Here is a 17,702-nt window from a genome sequence, read left to right on the forward strand (position 1 = left end):
TAAAAGTTTTGCACCGGCTTATGGCTGGTGCCTGTTCTGCATACATTGTGAAGAGAAGATTGATCTGGAGGCTTCCAGGTGTTGTGGGTTTTGCCCATGATGTCCGAGCCCAGTTCCTGTGAAACCATGGATGGCCTAGCCGGCCGGATGTGGTGGAGGGATTGGAGGTAGGTAGGAAGCTTGTCGCTCTGGATCGTCAGCGTAAACCGCGTAGCGGTTTATCGCGTGTTGTTCGTTGCCTTTGGGCATCGTCTGACGGACGATCGGATTACCGTTGCCTGACCGCGCGGTATCGGATCCAATCTCGAGAAGCTGGTCTTAAGACAGGCTGCAAGCGAGCTGCTCGGCGTAGCTCCAATAAAGCAGACCTGTCGAACACGTTAATGGCATTGTTGGATTGACTGGGTTGTAAAAGGTAACCCGGTCTGTTGCCGTTTCTTATGGAGCGAGCAACGAGATGATGAGCATTGGCAATGAGAACGATTAAGTGTCGTAAGGGCATTTGGTGGATGCCTTGGCATGCACAGGCGATGAAGGACGTGATACGCTGCGAAAAGCCGTGGGGAGCTGCGAATGAGCTTTGATCCATGGATCTCCGAATGGGGCAACCCACCTTAAATGCTTGGAAAATCATTCTGGTTGTCTGGCCTTTGGCCCGGCAACCCGAGTGGTTTCCAAGCATTGTGATAAGGTATCTACACCTGAATACATAGGGTGTAAGAAGCGAACGCAGGGAACTGAAACATCTAAGTACCTGCAGGAAAGGACATCAACCGAGACTCCGCAAGTAGTGGCGAGCGAACGCGGACCAGGCCAGTGGCAATTGTGATTAAAGTGGAACGCTCTGGAAAGTGCGGCCGTAGTGGGTGACAGCCCCGTACGCGTAGATATCATGATTGTCCTAGAGTAGGGCGGGACACGAGAAATCCTGTCTGAACATGGGGAGACCACTCTCCAAGCCTAAGTACTCGTGCATGACCGATAGCGAACAAGTACCGTGAGGGAAAGGTGAAAAGCACCCCGACAAGGGGAGTGAAATAGAACCTGAAACCGGATGCCTACAAACAGTCGGAGCCCGCAAGGGTGACGGCGTACCTTTTGTATAATGGGTCAACGACTTAGTGTAACAAGCAAGCTTAAGCCGGTAGGTGTAGGCGAAGCGAAAGCGAGTCTGAATAGGGCGATTTAGTTTGTTGCATTAGACCCGAAACCGAGTGATCTAGCCATGAGCAGGTTGAAGGTTGGGTAACACCAACTGGAGGACCGAACCCGCATCTGTTGCAATAGATTGGGATGACTTGTGGCTAGGGGTGAAAGGCCAATCAAACTCGGAAATAGCTGGTTCTCCGCGAAATCTATTTAGGTAGAGCGTCGAGCGAATACCCCCGGGGGTAGAGCACTGGATGGGCTATGGGGACTCACCGTCTTACTGATCCTAACCAAACTCCGAATACCGGGGAGTACTACTCGGCAGACACACGGCGGGTGCTAACGTCCGTCGTGAAAAGGGCAACAACCCTAACCTCCAGCTAAGGTCCCCAAGTCATGGCTAAGTGGGAAAGGATGTGAGGATCCCAAAACAACCAGGATGTTGGCTTAGAAGCAGCCATCATTTAAAGAAAGCGTAACAGCTCACTGGTCTAAATAAGGGTCTTTGCGCCGAAAATGTAACGGGGCTGAAGCCATGCACCGAAGCTGAGGATTTGCGAGCAATCGCAAGTGGTAGCGGAGCGTTCCGTAAGCTGATGAAGGGAGACCCGTGAGGGCTCCTGGAGGTATCGGAAGTGCGAATGTTGACATGAGTAACGATAAAGAGGGTGAGAGACCCTCTCGCCGAAAGACCAAGGGTTCCTGCTTAAAGTTAATCTGAGCAGGGTTAGCCGGCCCCTAAGGCGAGGCAGAAATGCGTAGTCGATGGGAACCACGTTAATATTCGTGGGCCTGGTGGTAGTGACGGATTGCACAAGTTGTTCATTCTAATTGGATTGGATGGGCAGCGGAGCGGTTCCAGGAAATAGCTCCACCGTATAGACCGTACCCGAAACCGACACAGGTGGTCAGGTAGAGTATACCAAGGCGCTTGAGAGAACTATGTTGAAGGAACTCGGCAAATTGCACGCGTAACTTCGGAAGAAGCGTGACCCCATGCTAGGCAACTATTATGGGGTGGCACAGACCAGGGGGTAGCGACTGTTTATCAAAAACACAGGGCTCTGCGAAGTCGCAAGACGACGTATAGGGTCTGACGCCTGCCCGGTGCTGGAAGGTTAAGAGGAGAGGTGCAAGCTTTGAATCGAAGCCCCAGTAAACGGCGGCCGTAACTATAACGGTCCTAAGGTAGCGAAATTCCTTGTCGGGTAAGTTCCGACCTGCACGAATGGCGTAACGACTTCCCCGCTGTCTCCAACATAGACTCAGTGAAATTGAATTCCCCGTGAAGATGCGGGGTTCCTGCGGTCAGACGGAAAGACCCCGTGCACCTTTACTATAGCTTTACACTGGCATTCGTGTCGGCATGTGTAGGATAGGTGGTAGGCTTTGAAGCGGGGACGCCAGTTTCCGTGGAGCCATCCTTGAAATACCACCCTTATCGTCATGGATGTCTAACCGCGGCCCGTTATCCGGGTCCGGGACAGTGTATGGTGGGTAGTTTGACTGGGGCGGTCGCCTCCGAAAGAGTAACGGAGGCGCGCGATGGTGGGCTCAGACCGGTCGGAAATCGGTCGTCGAGTGCAATGGCATAAGCCCGCCTGACTGCGAGACTGACAAGTCGAGCAGAGACGAAAGTCGGTCATAGTGATCCGGTGGTCCCGCGTGGAAGGGCCATCGCTCAACGGATAAAAGGTACGCCGGGGATAACAGGCTGATGACCCCCAAGAGTCCATATCGACGGGGTTGTTTGGCACCTCGATGTCGGCTCATCGCATCCTGGGGCTGGAGCAGGTCCCAAGGGTTTGGCTGTTCGCCAATTAAAGCGGTACGTGAGCTGGGTTCAGAACGTCGTGAGACAGTTCGGTCCCTATCTGCCGTGGGTGTAGGAATATTGACAGGATCTGTCCCTAGTACGAGAGGACCGGGATGGACATATCTCTGGTGGACCTGTTGTCCTGCCAAGGGCATAGCAGGGTAGCTATATATGGACGGGATAACCGCTGAAGGCATCTAAGCGGGAAACCCACCTGAAAACGAGTATTCCCTATCAGAGCCGTGGAAGACGACCACGTTGATAGGCCGGGTGTGGAAGTGCGGCAACGCATGAAGCTTACCGGTACTAATAGCTCGATCGGCTTGATCGTTCTCATTGACTATGCTCATCTCAAGGCGACCGCAAAGCGGTCGTCCGGATCGATGATGCAAGACCTTTGTCCTGACGCGCCAATGGCGCTGCGGACGGCCCGCGCTACCAAGCGCGACGGCCTCTGGCCTGTATGGGTGCCACAAGCATCCGCAGTCAGAAGAGGTTCCAAAGACGTGTTCAAAAAAAGAAAACAGGCTAATGCCTGCCAGCTTCTCAAAACATATAGTTGCGCTTTGCCGACCTGGTGGTTATGGCGGGGTGGCTGCACCCGTTCCCTTTCCGAACACGGCCGTGAAACGCCCCTGCGCCCATGGTACTTCGTCTTAAGACGCGGGAGAGTAGGTCGCTGCCAGGTCTGCAAAGCGCAACTAATCAATCTTCTCATCACTAAACAAACGGCCCAAAGCCGAAACAAAAGGGCCGCTCACAAAGCGGCCTTTCGTGTTATAATACACCAGCAAATCCCAGCGATTTGCGCATGGCGCGGGGTGGAGCAGCCCGGTAGCTCGTCAGGCTCATAACCTGAAGGCCGCAGGTTCAAATCCTGCCCCCGCAACCAAATGCAGGCGCGGGCGACGCCTCTCGCTGAGCTACCGTCCCCGGTTCCAGCTGGCGATGGTCTCCGGCATTACGTCCGTCTTGCTTGCGGCGGGCTCGGCACTCATGCGGATCCGCTCGAGGGAAATACCCGCCTTGGCGATATAGTTGAGCGCGGCTGGATTGATTGAACGCGGCCGCTCTTGGAGCGGTCGCGAACCGCATTGCGTTTAATAGGACCACGCTTCGGGACAATCCGGTCACTTACTCAAAACTCAAGACCAGCGTGCTCTCAAGGGCCGGATTCGCCTACTCGCCCTGTCGTAGGTTGCGAAGTCGGTCGAAAAGGACGGCGAGCACGATTGCCCCACCGATAAAGCATCCTTGCCAGAATGCGTTGATGCCGAGCAGGCCAAGACTGTTGCGGATGACCTCGATAAGTGCGGCGCCGACCAGGGCTCCAAAGGCGGTGCCGACGCCGCCAGCCAGATTGGCGCCGCCAATAACCGCGGCGGCGATGACCTGAAGTTCCATGCCGGCGCCGATGTTTGTGGTGACAGCGCCGAGCCAGCCGGTTTGAATGATGCCGGCAACCCCCGCCGAGAGGGCAGAAATCATATAGACGATGACCTTGATCCTCGGCACGGGAACGCCCGTCAATGTCGCGGCGTGCTCATTGCCGCCGATGGCAAAGACATAGCGGCCGAACTTGGTCCAGCGCAGCACGAAACCGGTGATGAGTGCCAGCACGACCATGTAAAGCACTGGATTGGCGATGCCGAAAACCCAGGCGCCGCCACCCAGCGCTAGTAGCTTGTCGTGATCAGGTCCGAACTGGAAAACGACAGTGTTGTTGGACGCAACCATCGCAAGGCTGCGCGCAATCGACAACATGCCGAGCGTGACGACGAAAGGTGGGAAGCCGAGATAGGCAATCAATACGCCGTTGAAAGCTCCGACCAAAAGAGCAGTACCGATTGAGGCGGCGATGCCGACTTCAATGCTGTATCCCGCATGCATGACGACCGCCAGCACCATACTGCACAGGCAAAGCACGGAGCCAACGGACAAATCGATGCCGCCGGTGATGATGACCAGCGTCATGCCCAACGCGATAATGGCGACGAAAGTGACGTTGCGGGTGATGTTGTAGATGTTCTTCGATGTTGCAAAGGAGTCCGTCGCCATCGACAGAAAAATGCAGGCGAGAATGACGGCAATCAGCACCCAGAATGTCTGGCCGCCCATGATCGTCGCAAGCCAGCTGCGTTGCTTCTGTCCGATCGTCTGGTCAAGTGTAATCGCCATCGTCGACCTTCTTCCTTCCTGTTGCAACGGATAGCATCGATCACACCTGTTCGATGGCGCCGGTGATCAGTCCCGTCACTTCCTCCGGCGAACTTGCCGCAATCTGCTTGTCGGCTACTTTTCTGCCCCGCCGCATCACGATCACGCGGTCGGCGACCGAGAAGACGTCGGGCATGCGGTGGCTGATCAGGACAACGACAATGCCCCGGTCCCGCAATTGGCGGATCAGGTTCAGAACCTCAGCCACCTGGCGCACGGAAATGGCTGCTGTCGGTTCGTCCATCAATACGATTTTTGCTTCAGACAGCATCGTGCGGCCGATCGCTACCGCTTGCCGCTGGCCACCTGACATTTGCTTGACGAGATCGCGCGCCCGCGTTTCGGATTTGAGCTCGCGAAATATCTCGCTGGCGCGCTTGTACATGCTCTTGTGGTCGAGGATGCGAAGAGGCCATACCCCGCGGCGCAATTCTCGTCCAAGGAACACGTTCGCTGCCGCCGTCAGATTGTTGCAGAGCGCCAAGTCCTGGTGAACGATCTCAATGCCATGCTGGCGCGCTTCCTTCGGCTGATGAAGCACGAGATCGGCGCCGTCGAGCCGCATGGTTCCATGGCTCGGTCGAAAGTTGCCGGCAATCATCTTCACCAGTGTGGACTTGCCAGCCCCGTTGTCGCCCATGAGGCCGACAACCTGCCCCGCTTCGAGCGAAAACGAAACATCGTTGACTGCCTGGATGGCACCGAAATGTTTGGAAATATTGCTGAGCTCAAGAACCGCCACCAGCCTCCGCGCCTCCCAAAACCTGCGGGCTATCCATCGCTCCCAACCCTGCTTGTCTTCGACGCAAGGCTCCGGCGCGTTCGCCTTTCCAATATCCTCCCAGGAAAAACGATTGGGAGTATTTACGCAAAACCCTGCGACAGCGTCAACTCATTGTCCGGGCCATTGACCTTATTGTCGCAAAAATCTGTTTTGTCAGACAAATATCATTTGACGAGAGTGGCGCCCGGATATTAGCTATCAATGGGGGAGAAAGAGCATGCTAATCCTTGTTACCGGTGCGACGGGCAAGGTCGGGCGGCGCTTCATTGCTGGGCTGCTTGACGATCCGAGATTTTCCAAAGCCCGTGTTCGTGCGCTTTGTCATAATCGTTTGTACGAGGCGACCGACCGTGTCGATGTCATCCAGGGCTCGATCGCCGATCGCGATGTCGTGGCAGCGGCGCTGGATGCGGTTACCCATGTCGTGCATCTCGCCACATGCAAGGAAACGCCTGAAGACATCATGGATGTCACGGTCAAAGGTCTCTTTTGGCTGCTCGAGGAGTTCCGTACGAGCGTCACGGCACGCCAGTTCATCCTGATCGGCGGTGACGCGGGGGTGGGACATTTCCACCATCGCCACGACGGCCCGATCACCGAGAACGCCCGCCATTCTGCCTATCGGGGAAGCTATGCGCTCTCCAAAGTCCTGGAAGAGGTCATGCTGGAGCAGTTTGGCATTCAGTACGGCCTCAATGGCTGTTGTCTGCGCGCGCCCTGGATCATGGAAAAGGACGATTTCAAGTATTCGCTGTCTTTTGGAGACGACGTCTTTGGCGGCCCAGACTGGAAGACGCTCGTTCCGGAGGACGCGGCGCGGCGTTATGCAGCGATGGGTACGGTGCCGCTGCTGCTCGATGCCGACGGGCGTCCGCTGAAACGCAATTTCGTGCATGTCGACGACCTCGTCTCGGCAATACTGGCAGCGATCGATAACCCCCGGGCAGAGCGGCAACTCTTCAATATCTGCATGGATCGACCAGTCGACTATGCTGAAGTCGCAGCCTATCTCCTGCGTACGCGCAATCTCGGCTCCATCGACATACCAAGCCGCTTCCATTCCAATTGGATGGACAACAGCAAAGCGAAATACCTGCTGGATTGGCGGCCAAACTACGATCTCGAAATGCTTATCGACTCAGCCTGGCAATACGAGCGTTCGAAGGAGGAGCCTCGCATCGTCTGGTATCCGGGTTGATTTCGTGTGGCGGGCACGCGGTGTCCGTCTGTTTCAAGGGAGGAAACTATGAGGAAGGCATTACTACTTACAGCCGCAGTCTTAGCACTCACCGCCGGGCAGGCCTTGGCCAAGAAGCAACTCGTCATCGTCGTCAAGGGCCTCGACAATCCGTTCTTCGAAGCAATCAATCAAGGTTGCCAGAAATGGAACAAAGAGAACCCCACGGCGGAATACGAGTGCTTCTACACCGGCCCGGCATCGACATCCGATGAAGCCGGCGAAGCGCAGATCGTTCAGGATATGTTGGGCAAGGCAGACACGGCTGCAATCGCAATATCGCCGTCAAATGCGAAGCTCATCGCCCAAACCCTCAAGACCGCCAATCCAACGGTTCCGGTGATGACGCTCGATGCCGATCTTGCCGCCGAGGATGCAGCCTTGCGCAAGACCTATCTTGGCACCGACAATTATCTGATGGGCGCCCGCATCGGGGAGTACATCAAGAAGGCCAAGCCGAAGGGCGGTAAGATCTGCACGATCGAAGGCAATCCGGGAGCAGACAATATTCTACGCCGCGCACAAGGGATGCGCGACACGCTCACTGGCCAGAAGGGCTTGACCGCGCTGAAAGGCGAGGGTGGTTGGACCGAGGTTGCCGGCTGCCCGGTGTTCACCAATGACAACGGTGCCGCGGGTGTTCAGGCAATGACCGATATTCTCGCGGCCAATCCCGACTTGGACGCATTCGGTATTATGGGTGGCTGGCCATTGTTCGGTGCGCCGCAACCATATCGCGACCTGTTCAAACCGATGGCCGAGAAGATCGCTAGCAATGATTTCGTCATTGGTGCGGCCGACACGATCGGCGACGAGGTTGCCATTGCGAAGGAAGGTCTGGTGACTGCGCTCGTCGGCCAGCGGCCATTCGAGATGGGCTACAAGGCACCTTCGGTGATGATGGATCTGATTGCCGGCAAGCCGGTCGAAGATCCAGTCTTCACCGGGCTCGATGAGTGCACGAAGGATACAGTCGATACCTGCATTCAAAAGTAGGTTCAAAGTTTGGCGGCACTCGGTTCACGGGTGCCGCCGACTGTCCGCACGAGACGGATCGAAAGATCCGCAGGCTTGACGTGCCTTGGATTCCGCGCTTTTTGCGCAGGGTCAATCGCAGGCGACTTCCTCGTTATTACGATTGTTTTGATCATACGTGCAGACAGTCGAAAGAATGCTGAGGCAGTAGAAATAAATGCCTGACAAGAAATCGGGAAAGCCGACGGCTCCGGTCGAGGTGGCGGCGGTTGACCGCTCGGCCACCACAAGGCGCCCAAATGCTCCCCGCATGACTGGGGCGAGTGTGCATGTGTCCTTAGCGGGCGAGATCGGTCTGCGAATCGTGCGCGGCGATTATCCGCCGGGCACGATTCTGCCAAATGAAGCAAAATGGTCGGAAGTCTTTGACGTCAGCCGATCGGCGGTTCGCGAAGCTATCAAGATGTTGATGGCAAAGGGCCTGCTTTCCTCTCGTCCGAAAATCGGCAGCTGGGTGGAGCCCAAGGAACGTTGGAACCTGCTGGATAGAGATGTCTTGGGCTGGTATGCCGCATCTCCCGATCGGGAATCCTTTCTGAGGGCCGTGCAAGAACTCAGGCATATGATCGAACCGGAAGCGACTGCGCTTGCTGCGGAACGCCGAACCGAAGAGCAGATGAATGCGATCAGCCAGGCCCTGCATGACATGGATCGGGCGACATCGCTCCAGCAGCGAACGGAATCCGATGCGCGATTTCACATCGCGATCCTGCGCGCCTCCGGAAATGATCTGCTGGTGCCGCTCGGCGTATTGATCGAATCGGCGCTGAACCACCTCTTCGCCCATGTCACGCGGGAGGAAGACAACTTGCGATATGCGCTGAAGCTTCATGAAAATATTGAGAAAAGCATCCGATTGCAGCGGCCGAACATGGCGCGCAACGCAGTCCGCAAGGCGCTGGCAAATACCGATCAAATCATAGCACGGTGGTCGCGATAGAAGTCTGCATCCAGCCCGGCTCAGGCTGCTAGGCCCGCGTGGTACCTTCGCCGACTCCGGATGTAACGCAAAGCGGATCCGCGCTTCGGAGGTCGTCTATAAATATTGAAATTACAGGCCTCCGTAGTTTCAGTCCGCCGCAACCAAATCCACAAAAGATGCGCTATCAAGCGGGTTTTTTGCGTCTAATGTCCGGTGATCGCCCGGGTTGAGTTCCCTGAGGCCAGTCTTTCTTCGAGATCGTTCCGCACCTCGGCAAGATTGCGCCAGGTCATCAGATCGAGAACTTCCATGGAGGCCACGATGCTGGCGATGAGGCCACGCACCTGCAACGCCCCCGGCTGATGTCGGGTGTCTCGCCGATCAGGCGTTTCTCGACAAGTTGGAGGACGATCGGAATGGGCATCCGTTTTGCATCCTCTTCGCGCCCGTTGCGGGCTCGGAATCGGCTTGCATCACGCCGGAGACCGGCTCTGGCAACATACCTCAAGGTTATTCCCTGAACCGCAACGTTATGGATCTTTGCTTCTGCGCTGCAGGCGACCGATGAGGGGGAGGACAGCCGCGGTCGGCAAGAATGCGACAAGAGTGAGCAACTTGGCTGAAATGCCAGGGACAACGCGGCGACGGCCCGAGTTGAATCCTCTCCAGGCCCGCTCAGCGACATATTCAGCGTCCAACTTGGGCAATATCTTGAAGAGAGCCGCCCGGTTCGCGCCAGCCTTTTCGAGGAATTCGGTGGACACCGGTCCGGGCGCGACACATGTCACCGTAACGCCAAAGCGGCGCACTTCCTGATGGAGCGCGTCCGAAAAAGAGTGCACGAAACCCTTGCTTGCGTAGTACAACGCCATATACGGCCCGGGAAACAAACCCGCTATAGAGCCGAGATTGATCACGCCGCCACGTCCGCGCGCAAGCATTCCGGGCAGGAAGCGAAGGGTCAAGTCCGTCAGGGCGCGTATATTGAGATCGACGATCCCAAGCTGATCGTTGAGGGGGAGTAATGTTGCTGCGCCTCGCAGGCCATACCCGGCACTGTTGACCAGCACGCCGCAGACCAAATCATTGGCGGTTAGAAAAGCCTCAAGACGCTCGGACGCGTCGGCTGCAAGCAGATCCAGTTCCAGCGTGAAGGCCTCACCGCCGGCCTGCTGTACCTCGGCCGCCGCAGCGGTGAGGCCTTCAGGCGAGCGCGCGATGAGCACCACGACGTTGCGGTCGCGTGCGGCAACCTTTGCGATTGCTCGTCCAATGCCGCGGGAACCGCCAACCACGACGACAGCCGAACGGAACTCGTTGTGCGGGGTCACTTCGATGTTCCTACCGACGGCATGATGGTCGCGGCTCCCCTGTGGACGAGGCTATTTACTTCGTCGGTGACCTCGCCATTCAAGATCCTTTCGAATCGTTCCAATGCCCGTGCCACATTCGCTCCATCCATAACCCTGTGGTCGTAGTGAATGCGGACAGTAACCGATCCATCCTCGCCGATCGGGCCGTAGTTGAAAAGTGTGGTCAGCGGACTGAGAGGGTTGAGAGACTCCGCTCCGAGACCCGAATAGACAGACAGTTGGAAGGTGCCGAAATAGCGCGCTCGCTTCCGTCCTATATTGAGTCCGAGCCACATGAGCAGCCACCTCACAGGGGCAGGTGCGCGAGCAAGCTCCAGAGAGCGCCGAAACTCCTTGATCTCCAGAACCGGAAGTGACCTCGCTGAACGGATCAGCGTCTCCAGCTCGGGGATTGAGCGTTGCTCGGGACCTTTGATAGTGCTCAGCAGAACGACCCGTTCTCCGTCATGCTCGCGCTCATGGGCAATGGAGGCCACGCTGGCCGGATATTCATAGAGTTGTGGCCACGGAAACTTGATGTAAGCGCGCCGCAATTCAGGAATTTCTTGAGAGAGCAGAGCGTATCCCTTCAAGAAAAGCACCGTCCAGGACGGCCGGGCATCCGCTCCGTCTCTTGCATCCAGGAGGGGCCGAACGTTCATTTGCCGCTGGACCGTCACACGCGGCACCCCGATCGAGAATCTCATCAGATCTCCGACAAGGCGTCGCGATGCCGAGAGCTTGATCGTTCGGCCTCTCATCTTGCCACCTCTAATAAAGATAAGGGATGATGCGCTTGGTCTTCGCCATATACGCTTGATATTGCGGACCGAAAACTTCCAGCATCATACGTTCTTCCTTGTCCACCCTTAGGAAGAATAGAACGGTGAAACCGATCAGGCCCGCCATGCCTGCCACCCAGTTCGGCAGCAGAAACACTTGTGAAAGCCCCATCAAAAGGAACGACGTGTACATGGGGTGGCGGACAAGGGCGTACGGGCCAGCGCATATCAATTCGTGCTGCTGGCGGATCTCCAGCGTAATCGACCAATTTCGTCCTAATTGCTTGTGGGTTCTTCGAAAGACCCACATCGCGGCGCAGAAGAGTATTGTCCCGATCACGACGGCCCACAAATGGGCGGTATAGTTGGCTGCCTCAGGGATGCCGGTCGCGACGTAAAATCCCGGCACGATCGCAAGTCCTGCGAGGGCTGCCGCAAGTCCGACCGCCTCCGAACCGGTACGGCGTTTACTGACGACCGGCACTCGCTTTGCGCGACGCTCAAATGGGTATCGAATGATGCACCAGGCAACGATTCCGAGAACCCAGACGCCCTCGCCGACGACGGCTGCTGATAAGTTCAAATCAAGTCACCAGAACCTTTCCATGATCTGCCTTCTTGGATGCCCCGGTAATCAACCTGTATTCATCTCCCGAAGGTTTGTAATGAACTGTTGCGGCCTTAGCCAAATGCTGGGCGCCTTATAACCCATGTGCCGTGCGATATCCGCCACAAAGGCATTGCAGTTGTATACCGATGCCTCCCAGAGACGAGAGGTTGCCTGCAGTTTGCGTATATACGCAACTGTGTCGTTATATTCATTATCACTCAGCATCACACGCCAGCTTGCTGATCTGTACTGCTCTTCCAGGTCACCATCCGTTGGTCCGGTCGAGGCCGGAACCGGTATGAAGTGGCCTATTACATACTGCGCGGCATCGGGAGAAGCTGGGGCAAGCCCTGCAACTTCGGGATTGATCATATTTCCGTTTTTATCCGCCTGCCCAAAAACGACGTAGGTGTGGCCGTAAGTCAGCGCATAGCGTGAGCGGAATTCGATGAAATGCCGATTTGATTTGTTTTCAGCCGTATTGGTTGGAGCTACGCCTCTGCCGTTGGATGTATAATGCGGTAAAGGCCTTTTGTCTTCTGTCTGGCATGACGATGCCACGAACGCCAACATAACAACTAGCGACACACCGCCTCTTCCAAGCGCCATCACTAAGCTCCATATGCAGGCCCTGACGAATGCGAGCCCGAAGTCAGCATATAAAAATGCCACTCTTGCGCTGTGAGTTACGAAGGAGCGCAGCTTGGCGGTTTATGTAAGAAGAGGAAGGGTCTATGTGACCCTTCCTAAGAATCAAACCCGATATGCTACTTGTAGACTGCTTCTGCCGGCGGTGGGGCCTTCCCCTTGCCTTTGCCAATCGACCCGCAAGCACTCAGATTGGCCACCGCAAACATCGCAACGATTACAATTAGAATTCTGCTCATCAGGAAGTCCTCTCCTCATCATGGAATAGCCTTTCAGGCTACACCTTAAAGTTTAGCGACAATCAGTACCCTGGATAGGGCAGACATGATGCAACATGCAACGAATCTACATTAGCAGATACATATTGCTATGGCCAACCCCGCGATTTCAAATGGTAAACACCATCAGATGACAACCACGCGCGTGCCTACGCGTGCACGGGAGTAGAGGTCGACGATGTTTGTGTTCGTCAGGCGAATACACCCATTCGAAACGGCACGGCCTATCGACCAGGGGGCATTCGTTCCGTGCAACCGGAACAGGGTATCTTCTCCGCCTTGGTAGAGGTAGAGGGCCGCTGCACCGAGAGGGTTGAGCGGTCCTCCCGGTATCCCACCGGCATACTTGGCCAGCCGGGGCTTGCGCTGAATCATGTCATTGGTGGGCTTCCACGAAGGCCACTCTGCCTTATAGCCGATGGTGGCCTCGCCCTTGAAACTCAGTCCTTCCTCACCGACGGCAACGCCATAGCGAGTCGCCAGTCCGTCTGCCTCCACGAAGTAAAGGTAGCGGCTCGCCGTATCGACGACGATAGTTCCGGGCGGTTCACTCCCCGTATACGCGACCTCCTGTCGTCGATAGCGGGGATCGGCATCCGGATCCCTCGCGAATCGGTAGCCCAGTGGCGGCCCATCGCCCGAAGTACATCCAGAAAGCATCAGAGCCAGGCTCCCCAGCACGAGCCCCCGGCGTGTAATATGCTGTTTGTCCATTTCCACCTGCCAAGTAACTCCGTCGATCCCGTTCATTCCAAATTAGCCCGTTCATTCCAAATTAGATTGCGACATCTTTTGATAAAGACACTCAACTCTGTGGAGGATGAGTTCGCAACACTGGCAACATCTCAAGCTGCGCAATACCATGCCCTTCTATTTATCCGTGAAACCCCTTGCATCAATAATCGCGCCGATCGAATATTAGCATATCAACAAGGACAGAGACGATGAAGCTTTGCCTGGAAGGAAAAATCGCGATCGTAACGGGCGCAGGTTCCGGAATTGGTGCCGCCGTTTCCCGACACCTCGCTGAGGAGGGTGCCGAGGTTGTTGTCGCCGATATCAATGCTGACGCAGCACACACGATTGCCGCCGCAATCAGATCAGAGGGAGGCCGCGCCCGTGAATTTGTCGTCGATGTCAGTGACAGTGAAAGTGTGCAGAGACTTGTCGATTTTACCGTCGAGACATGTGGCGGCTTGAATCTGGCGGTCAATAATGCGGGAATCGATGGGATGCGCGCAGCGGTCGCAGACTATCCGCTCGATAATTGGCACAAGGTGATGAACGTCAATCTGAACGGCGTCTTCTATTGCATGAAGTCCGAAATTGGCGCGATGCTGAAGCTGGGCGGCGGTGCAATCGTGAATATGTCTTCCACTCTCGGGACCGTTGGATTACCCACCGCGGCGGCATACACCGCGGCCAAGCACGGGGTTGTTGGACTGACGAAAGTCGCAGCGATGGAGTATGCGAGATTGGGTATCCGCATAAATGCCGTCGGTCCCGGCTGGATCGAAACGCCACTTTTGTCAGAGCATCTTGAGGCGGCGAGTACGCGACGCATGGCATCGCTTCAACCAATGGGCAGGCGTGGAAAACCGGAAGAGGTCGCGACTCTTGTGTGTTTCCTCCTGTCCGAGCAGGCCAGCTTCATCACTGGGGTGCACTATTTGGTGGACGGGGCCTATACCGCTCACTGAAGAAAGGCCTTGAGAAGATGCGACGATGTCCAACCTGCCTCTATTTTGCCCGACGGTGTGGGTGACCGGGATAGCTCATGTTTTACACGACATCGCGGTCCCTCCGGTGATCCTGTCTGCTATCGCCATGTAGGCTACGTTGGAGGTTCTCACGAATAGCAAGACCGGACATGATGGCCATCGCCGCTAACGGGGCGAGATGAAGGCGTGGATTGTGTCGGAGAGTTTGCGGTCGGCGCGATGATGGATGACGGTGTGGAGCGTGCCAGACTGAAGCCGAACATACTGTCGTCGTGGCGAACGATGGCGCGGTGTGGCAAGCGCATGTCTCCGAATGCGCCGTTCATCTCCGGCTCCGTCGGCAGGTGCAGAGAACGAGCCGCCAGGGGCACTTCCACCAGTTTCGTCGCTGCCTTCGGAAACCGCGATCATCTGCTAGCGGGAGAAGAGCGAGTGGTCACAGGGCGCGAAAGGATAGGTGGAAATAATTGCGGTGCATTCCGTTGGTGACTTTCAGGAGCGTCAAATCTCAGCGCAAATCGGGCCCCAGGCAACCAAGCTTCTCCTAGATGACCAAAAGAGAGCCCCCTGACAAGGGGGCGTGTGCCGGACCGTAGCTGAGATTGGAAATAGCGCGCAACAACCGAATCGAAGTCGGAATACGCGCTGCTTTTGCGAGGTTTTCGATCCAAGCTCTTCCATCATGCAAACCCTCGCTAATCTCGGCTCTTCAAAGAGAAGGCAAGGACGTAGTCGCCGATATCCTTCGAATAGGGTGCGCCGCCAACCGATATCAGGACATATTGCTTGCCTGTTTTCGGTGAGACATAGGTCATGGGCGTCGCGCTCGAGCCGACTGGCAGCGGATATTTCCAGAGCTCGGTACCGTTCTCGGCGTCATAGGCGCGGATATAATAATCCTGGAAACCAGCGAAAAAGACGACGCCGCCGGCGGTCGCCGAAGTGCCGGCGTAGCTCGGCAGACCCATCGGCATAGGCAGCTTGGTTTTGATCTTAAACGGCCCGAGTTCTTCGGCGGTGCCGGCTGGAACCTGCCATGCGATCTTGCGGGTGCTCAGATCCACTGCGGTGACGGTACCGAAGGGCGGCTGCGTGCAGGGAACGCGGAGCCTCGATGTCCACATTTCAGTAGCCATGGCGTAAGGTGTGCCTCGTTGCGGTGCCGAGGGCCCGTGCGCCGTCGTGGTGAGGGCAAAGTCGACATACTCCTCGCGCGGAATGAGTGCGAAGAGACTGGGCACGCGGATATCGTTCATGAAGACCCGGTTGTTGGGCAGATCGACCGACACGCTTCCCCAATTGAGGCCGCCCAGATTTCCCGGCTGCTGGATCGCATACTGCGTGCCGATCGGGGTGAAATCGCCGTCGTAGCGCATCTTGCGGAATGCGATGCGGCATGCCAGCTGATCGAACATCGTCAGGCCCCAGGTCGTCTGCTCCGTCACGCGCTCCGCACCGATTGTCGGCATGCCGACGGAGTAGGGCTGCGTCGGGGAGAGTTTCTCTTCCGGCGCGCCACCTTCCTGCGACACCGGCTTCTCCTCAACTTCGGCAAGCGGTGTGCCGGTCCGGCGGTCGAGGAGAAAAAGCTGCCCGCGTTTGGTGGTCTGCAGGAGAGCAGGCACGGTGGCGCCATTACCGTCAGGCAGGTCGATCAGGACCGGTTGGGCCGGCAGGTCATAGTCCCAGATATCGTGATGCACGGTCTGGAATTTCCATTTCTCGCGACCCGTCGTCACATCGAGCGCCACCAATGTCGCGTTATACTGATCGGCGAAACCAGGGCGATTGACGCCGTAATAATCCGGGGTGGTATTGCCGAGCGGCGCATAGATGAGACCGAGCTTGTCGTCGAATGCGGCCGTCGTCCACATGTTGGGGGTGGCTCGCGTATAAGTCTGGCCCTCCGGCGGGAGTTTGGTGATCTCAGGGTTGCCGAGATCCCATGCCCATTCGAGCTCGCCGGTGACCACGTTGAACGCGCGGATGACGCCCGAAGGTTCGCCGATCTCCTGATTGTCCGTGACCCAACCTCCGACGACGATCAGGTTGCGGGCAATCAGCGGTGCCGACGTCTGGAAATAATAGCCTATCTTGACTTCGCCCATGCCCTGGGAAAGCTGCACGGTGCCATTGTCTCCGAAGCTCTTGCAGGGAACGCCAGTCTCGCTGTCGATCTCCAGGAGACGGGCATCAATCGTCGTCTGCACCAAACGCTCGTTGCAAAGACCATCGGCGGATTGCGCTTCTTGCGGCATCTTGTAGTAACCAAGGCCGCGGCAGCGCTGCCAGTAAGGCGCCGTCGCCTTGGGGTCGAAGGTCCAGCGGGGTTTGCCTGTATCTGCATCGAGCGCTGCGATCACATCTGTCGGCGTGCAGGTGTAGACCGTATCGCCGATCTGCAGAGGCGTGTTCTGATCGGCGCCATCGCCTTTTCCGGTGCGATATGTCCAAGCAAGATCGAGCTTGGACACGTTGCCGCGGTTGATCTGATCGAATGGGGAATAACGGTCTCCTGCCGTAGTGCGGCCATAGGATGTCCAGTCGGAGGGAGCGTTGTCGCCCGTGGCGGGCTTGTAGGCGGTGATGTCGGCGGATGGGCGGATGACGCCGTGCGGTACGAAGCTGAGACCGAAACCCGCGACAAAGATGAGAGCGGTCACCAAGGCGCCGGCATAAAAGACCTTCCGGTTGGCGCTCGGGGAACGCGACGGCGCAAACAGAAGCGCAAAGCCTGCCAGCGCGATGGGGGACATCAAGCGGGCAAAAAGCGCCCAAAAATTAAGACCCGACTCCCATAACGCCCAGGGAAGGGTGAAGACGGCGACAAGCAGCACGATGAGGCTGCCTGATATCTTCCGGCGCCACAGCAGAAACGCGCCAACCACATAAGAAAGCCCAACGATCGCGTAATAGGGGGAGCCGCCGAGGCGTAGCAGCCAGGCGCCGCCTCCGATCAGCCCCAATCCGATAAAGGCGAGAACAAGACAAAATAGGGTAGCCAGAAATTTCATAGTCTCCTCATCCAATCCGCCGCCCGATCACCTGGATTCCAACTCCGACCGTCGCAGGGCACCTCGGGAAGCACAGGGGCCATGGGTTGATGGTCAGAGATGCGTCTTCGGGAGAGGGGTGCTCTCTCGTTCAATTT

General features: G+C 56.8%; 14 protein-coding genes, 1 tRNA gene and 2 rRNA genes. 7 read left to right on the forward strand and 10 right to left on the reverse strand.

Annotated features, from left to right (window positions below):
• Positions 1 to 481 precede the first annotated feature (481 nt).
• The 3 genes from AC1D2N_RS00020 to AC1D2N_RS00030 all read left to right on the forward strand — a co-directional run bounded on the left by AC1D2N_RS00020 (position 482) and on the right by AC1D2N_RS00030 (position 3,857).
• Positions 482 to 3,296, forward strand: a 23S ribosomal RNA gene (locus AC1D2N_RS00020).
• Between the two features lie 242 nt (positions 3,297 to 3,538).
• Positions 3,539 to 3,653, forward strand: a 5S ribosomal RNA gene (gene rrf, locus AC1D2N_RS00025).
• A 127-nt stretch (positions 3,654 to 3,780) separates the two neighbouring features.
• Positions 3,781 to 3,857: transfer RNA gene (locus AC1D2N_RS00030), tRNA-Met, on the forward strand.
• A 287-nt stretch (positions 3,858 to 4,144) separates the two neighbouring features.
• On the opposite strand, the gene AC1D2N_RS00035 is transcribed toward AC1D2N_RS00030, so the two are convergent.
• Together AC1D2N_RS00035 and AC1D2N_RS00040 are read right to left on the reverse strand one after the other, a co-directional pair.
• On the reverse strand, positions 4,145 to 5,143 hold the full coding sequence (locus tag AC1D2N_RS00035) for an ABC transporter permease (protein ID WP_047619034.1): 999 nt from the start codon (positions 5,141 to 5,143) through the stop codon (positions 4,145 to 4,147).
• A 40-nt stretch (positions 5,144 to 5,183) separates the two neighbouring features.
• A complete protein-coding gene (locus AC1D2N_RS00040; RefSeq protein WP_018243386.1) occupies positions 5,184 to 5,924 on the reverse strand; it encodes an ATP-binding cassette domain-containing protein in 741 nt (246 codons plus the stop codon).
• 259 nt (positions 5,925 to 6,183) lie between these two features.
• On the opposite strand from AC1D2N_RS00040, the gene AC1D2N_RS00045 reads away from it, so the two are divergent.
• The 3 genes from AC1D2N_RS00045 (at position 6,184) to AC1D2N_RS00055 (ending at position 9,178) form a co-directional block, all read left to right on the forward strand.
• Positions 6,184 to 7,164: an NAD-dependent epimerase/dehydratase family protein gene (locus tag AC1D2N_RS00045; RefSeq protein WP_047619031.1), complete on the forward strand. Its 981-nt coding sequence runs from the start codon at positions 6,184 to 6,186 to the stop codon at positions 7,162 to 7,164.
• A gap of 48 nt (positions 7,165 to 7,212) precedes the next feature.
• Complete coding sequence (locus tag AC1D2N_RS00050; RefSeq protein WP_018243384.1) at positions 7,213 to 8,199, forward strand: substrate-binding domain-containing protein; 987 nt, start codon at positions 7,213 to 7,215, stop codon at positions 8,197 to 8,199.
• Between the two features lie 196 nt (positions 8,200 to 8,395).
• A complete protein-coding gene (locus tag AC1D2N_RS00055) occupies positions 8,396 to 9,178 on the forward strand; it encodes a FadR/GntR family transcriptional regulator (protein ID WP_047619029.1) in 783 nt (260 codons plus the stop codon).
• 185 nt (positions 9,179 to 9,363) lie between these two features.
• On the opposite strand, the gene AC1D2N_RS00060 is transcribed toward AC1D2N_RS00055, so the two are convergent.
• The 7 genes from AC1D2N_RS00060 to AC1D2N_RS00090 all read right to left on the reverse strand — a co-directional run bounded on the left by AC1D2N_RS00060 (position 9,364) and on the right by AC1D2N_RS00090 (position 13,544).
• Positions 9,364 to 9,504: a hypothetical protein gene (locus AC1D2N_RS00060; protein ID WP_157214139.1), complete on the reverse strand. Its 141-nt coding sequence runs from the start codon at positions 9,502 to 9,504 to the stop codon at positions 9,364 to 9,366.
• A 186-nt stretch (positions 9,505 to 9,690) separates the two neighbouring features.
• Positions 9,691 to 10,491 (reverse strand): SDR family NAD(P)-dependent oxidoreductase, encoded by an 801-nt coding sequence (locus AC1D2N_RS00065; RefSeq protein ID WP_018243382.1) that lies wholly within the window; start codon positions 10,489 to 10,491, stop codon positions 9,691 to 9,693.
• Positions 10,488 to 11,273 carry a hypothetical protein gene (locus AC1D2N_RS00070; protein ID WP_018243381.1) on the reverse strand — a complete coding sequence of 262 codons (786 nt, stop codon included), beginning with the start codon at positions 11,271 to 11,273 and terminating at the stop codon, positions 10,488 to 10,490. The genes AC1D2N_RS00065 and AC1D2N_RS00070 overlap by 4 nt, the downstream gene beginning before the upstream one ends.
• A 10-nt stretch (positions 11,274 to 11,283) precedes the next feature.
• The gene (locus AC1D2N_RS00075) at positions 11,284 to 11,877 is read right to left on the reverse strand and encodes a protein-S-isoprenylcysteine O-methyltransferase (protein WP_018243380.1); all 594 of its coding nucleotides are present in this window, start codon (positions 11,875 to 11,877) and stop codon (positions 11,284 to 11,286) included.
• A gap of 51 nt (positions 11,878 to 11,928) precedes the next feature.
• Positions 11,929 to 12,513 carry a hypothetical protein gene (locus AC1D2N_RS00080; RefSeq protein WP_028733235.1) on the reverse strand — a complete coding sequence of 195 codons (585 nt, stop codon included), beginning with the start codon at positions 12,511 to 12,513 and terminating at the stop codon, positions 11,929 to 11,931.
• 158 nt (positions 12,514 to 12,671) lie between these two features.
• Positions 12,672 to 12,791: a hypothetical protein gene (locus AC1D2N_RS00085; protein WP_018243378.1), complete on the reverse strand. Its 120-nt coding sequence runs from the start codon at positions 12,789 to 12,791 to the stop codon at positions 12,672 to 12,674.
• 165 nt (positions 12,792 to 12,956) lie between these two features.
• Complete coding sequence (locus tag AC1D2N_RS00090) at positions 12,957 to 13,544, reverse strand: L,D-transpeptidase (RefSeq protein WP_165403385.1); 588 nt, start codon at positions 13,542 to 13,544, stop codon at positions 12,957 to 12,959.
• A gap of 230 nt (positions 13,545 to 13,774) precedes the next feature.
• Between AC1D2N_RS00090 and AC1D2N_RS00095 the strand changes: the two genes are divergently transcribed.
• Positions 13,775 to 14,530 carry an SDR family NAD(P)-dependent oxidoreductase gene (locus tag AC1D2N_RS00095; protein ID WP_018243376.1) on the forward strand — a complete coding sequence of 252 codons (756 nt, stop codon included), beginning with the start codon at positions 13,775 to 13,777 and terminating at the stop codon, positions 14,528 to 14,530.
• 716 nt (positions 14,531 to 15,246) lie between these two features.
• Here the strand turns inward: AC1D2N_RS00095 and AC1D2N_RS00100 are convergent.
• A complete protein-coding gene (locus tag AC1D2N_RS00100; protein WP_130652972.1) occupies positions 15,247 to 17,565 on the reverse strand; it encodes a membrane-bound PQQ-dependent dehydrogenase, glucose/quinate/shikimate family in 2,319 nt (772 codons plus the stop codon).
• Positions 17,566 to 17,702: the final 137 nt, after the last annotated feature.

The sequence above is a fragment of the Rhizobium sp. P1_B8 genome, assembly GCF_056406515.1.